Annotated in this window: 1 protein-coding gene and 1 pseudogene; one reads left to right on the top strand and one right to left on the bottom strand. The window is 77.1% G+C overall.

The window, feature by feature from the left end:
- Window positions 1-1,235: DEDD exonuclease domain-containing protein (locus tag NH602_RS30200; RefSeq protein ID WP_253069605.1), on the bottom strand; the 1,235-nt coding region annotated here is incomplete at its 3' end.
- 149 nt (window positions 1,236-1,384) lie between these two features.
- Between NH602_RS30200 and NH602_RS30205 the strand changes: the two are divergent.
- Window positions 1,385-2,298: pseudogene (locus NH602_RS30205) on the top strand (hypothetical protein); the annotation flags it as partial.

Here is a 2,298-nt window from a genome sequence, read left to right on the forward strand (position 1 = left end):
TCGTCCCGCCCCGCGACGAGGTCGCCCCAGGCGTGCACGGCGGGCGCGTAGTCCTCGGCGGGCTGCAGACCGGCGCACGGGGCGGCACAGCGGCCCAGCTCGTGCAGCGCGCACGGCGTCGCCGACGGGTTCCGGGCCGGGATGCGGATCGTGCACCGGCGCAGCGGCAGTGCGTCGAGTGCCGCGTCGAGCACGTCGGTCGCGGCCCGCTGCGACCCGAACGGGCCCAGGGCACCCGCCCGCGGGGTGGCGACGACCGACAGCCGCGGGAACGCCTCCGCCGTCGGCGCCACCCAGTAGGCCCGGCCGGGGTTGCGGGAGCGCCGGTTGTACGGCGGGCGGTGCGCGGCGATGAGCGCCAGCTCGCGCACCGAGGCCTCCAGGGCGTGCGCGCAGACCACCGTGTCGACCTTCTCGGCGCGGACGAGCATGTCGCGGACCCGGCGGCGCTTCTCCCCGGCCGTGAAGTACGACCGCACCCGCCGGTGCAGGTCGCCGCTGGTGCCGACGTAGAGCACCTGGCCGTCGCCGCCGCGGAACAGGTACACACCGGGCTCGGAGGGCACGTCGTTCGCCAGGTGCCTGCGACGGCGCTGGGTGGTGGTGGGCCGGTGCGGGGCCCGGTCACGGACGAGCTGCAGCAGCTCCTCCAGGCTCTGCACACCCAGGTTCCCGATCCGCTCCAGCAGGTGGTGCAGCACCTCGACGGTCGCCCGGGCGTCGGTCAGTGCCCGGTGGTCCGGGGTGGTGGCGCAGCCGAAGTGCCGGGCCAGCGTGCCCAGCTTCACGCTGGGGCACTCGGTGTGCGGGAGCACGGCCCGGGCGAGCCGGGCGGTGCACAGGACCGGCGGGCCGGGCCAGGGGCGTTCGAGGCGTTCGCAGGCGGCCTTGAGGAAACCCGTGTCGAACGGGGCGTTGTGGGCCACCAGCACCGAGCCGCGGAGCATGTCGAGCACCGAGGGCAGGACCGCACCCAGCGGTGGCGCGTCGTGCAGCATCGCGTTCGTGATGCCGGTCAGCCGGGTGATGTCGGCCGGGACCCGCACGCCCGGGTCGACGAGGGTGCCGAGCTCGGAGATCCGGCTGCCGCCGCGCACCGCGACGGCGCCGACCTCGGTGATGGCGTCGGTCCGGTGGCTGCCGCCGGTGGTCTCCAGGTCCACCACGCAGAAGGTGACGTCACGCAGTGGCGTGCCCAGCTCGTCGAAGGTGAGCTGCGGGGAGCAGGAGGTCACGCCCTGCACCGTAGCCGTGGGGTCCGACAGTATGTTCGAACACCCGGCCCCGGCCCGGGGAGCGGGGCGCGGACCCCGAACCGGGGACGTCCCGGCCGCGGACGGCCACGCCGACGGCGATCCGGGCCGGGCGGGGATAACCTGGACCGATGGCGCACGACGACACGGAGCGACCGGAGCCCACGTGCTCCGGGGTCCCGTCGTGCGCCGCCGACCCGGCCGCGAGCGACTGGCCGGAGCTGCCCGCCCCGCTGCGGGCCCGGCTCGCCGAGATCGCGGGTACCGCGCTGGGCGGGCTGCCGCCCGGGGACGTCCCCACCCCGCTACGCCGCTTCGCCCGGTTCACCCCCGCCAAGCGGGCCCGGCTCGGCGGGCAGGTACTGGTGTCCCGGCTGCAGCAGGACGCGGCGTTCCGGGCGGCCGTGGTGGCCTGGTGGGCCGAGAACCGGCCCGGTGAGCTGGAGCTGCCCGAACCCTCCACGACACGACCCGCCGGCGACCCGCCCGTGCCCCCGGGCGGACCCGGGGCACCCACCGGGGACACCGGAGCCGCGGAGGCAGCCGGCCCGTCCGGCCGTCCCGCGGCGCAGCACGCAGCCGCAGCACCGGTGGACGGGGCGACCCCCGCTGCGGAGGCCGCGTCCGTCGCGGATCCGCTGCCCGCACCCGTCGACAAGCTCGACGCGGCCGCGGTCGCGCTGCTCACCGCCGATCCGCTCGCGCACCGGCGGGTCGCCGAGGTGGGGCAGACCGCGGACCTGGCGAACCTGCGCGCCGAGCGCGACGAGGCCCTGGCCAAGGCCGACAAGCTCACCGCCGAGCTCGAACGGGCCCGGGCCGAGCTGGTCGAGGAACGGGAACGCGCACGGGCGCTCGTCGGGGAGCGGGAGACCGAGTACCAGCAGATGCGCCGCCGGGTCAGCGACCAGGGCGCGCGGCTGCGTGCCGCACTCGACGCCCGCACCGAGCTGGAGGAGGAGGTCGCGCGGCTGCGCGGCGGCGTCGACGACGAGCTCGCCCGCTCCCGCGCCGAGACCGCCGCCGAGCGCGAGCGCGCCGACCG

The organism is Pseudonocardia sp. McavD-2-B (assembly GCF_024124365.1).
Lineage (GTDB): Bacteria > Actinomycetota > Actinomycetes > Mycobacteriales > Pseudonocardiaceae > Pseudonocardia > Pseudonocardia alni.